Below are 1,110 nucleotides of genomic sequence, written 5' to 3'. Positions count from 1 at the left end.
ATGCGTACGTCAGAAGACGGGCGCAGTGAGCTTCTTCAGCCGTTCCTCCGGCGAGTGGTGAACTGCTGGGTGTTGACGTTGCGGGTGAGCAGGGCGACTACTGACCTGCCCACCCGGACCGCGACTCCGGACGTCACCCGATCGGTGGCCGTTCTGAAGAAGCTCAGTGAACTGGATCCGTCCTGCTTGCGTAGTGCCCACAGAAGCTCGCCTCCGTCTCGAGAGGGTCGTTAAATGCCAAGTCGTGCAGAATTGACCGCCCATACACTCCAATTGATGACAGAATGGCTAAGGCAATGTGAAACGCAACCAATTACTGGATCCGACTATCTCATTAAGATAGGTGTAAAAAATGCGGACCTCATATGGAATCAGAAGGGTAAGAATACCGCAGCTTTTCAGGGACTGACGCCTAGGCAGAGAATTCAGTTCGACATCCTGACCGAAAACGGAAAACGCATGGCTCATCTGAGTGCGGCAGACTTCAACGCTGCGGTTGCAGAGCGTGAGGCGCGGGCAGCGGACGGTGGGGGTTCGGTGCCTGGTTTTGGCGAGGGGCCTTCGTCCGTATCGATGCTTCAAGCTCCGCAGCAGGTGGCGGACCATTACTCTCTGCCTGCGCGCCAGTCCGGACCACATCCCAGCGCACCAGTGCCTGCCTCCTCGCTGCCTGCACCCGCCACGGCTCCGTACGCTGTTGCCGCCGCCGCGCAGGCTCACCCAGTCGCCGCACCGGACGCTTCCGCGCTGAGGGCGTGGGTAGGGCAGCTCGAAAATTCTGCAGCCTTCCGGCCTGTGCTGAATGACCTCCGGGAACTGGCGATGGCGCATGCATCCGCCCATGGCATTCGCAACGATCAGCTAAACTCCTTCACTGAACTAACCCATCGCATGCCAAGCACCTGGACAGAGCCGGAGAATATTGCAAGACTGGGACGATTGAAGATCCAGATCGAAAATTCCTCGGCCAACACATTTATGATGATCGCCCGTCAGCATTCCCTGTCCACAGGGCTGCGACAGTCCAGCGGTCTGGGCCGCTGAACCTATCCTTCTCCCTGTGACAGCCAGGGGTATTGCGTGATGAGGATTGGTCCGGGTTCGCCGGTC

Annotated in this window: 1 protein-coding gene; it reads left to right on the top strand. The window is 58.8% G+C overall.

The window, feature by feature from the left end:
• Positions 1-276: 276 nt before the first annotated feature.
• Positions 277-1,044 carry a hypothetical protein gene (locus J2X68_RS40215; RefSeq protein WP_310437549.1) on the top strand — a complete coding sequence of 256 codons (768 nt, stop codon included), beginning with the start codon at positions 277-279 and terminating at the stop codon, positions 1,042-1,044.
• Positions 1,045-1,110 lie beyond the last annotated feature (66 nt).

This window comes from Streptomyces sp. 3330 (assembly GCF_031456635.1).
In the GTDB taxonomy this organism is placed as follows: domain Bacteria; phylum Actinomycetota; class Actinomycetes; order Streptomycetales; family Streptomycetaceae; genus Streptomyces.
The sequence above is the reverse complement of the archived record's forward strand: the minus strand, read 5'-3'. Positions and strand labels throughout refer to the sequence as shown.

What these genes read in the sequence shown, in the direction of transcription:
- J2X68_RS40215 (WP_310437549.1), top strand. Translation starts at nt 277, where the DNA reads ATGACAGAATGGCTAAGGCAATGTGAAACGCAACCAATTACTGGATCC.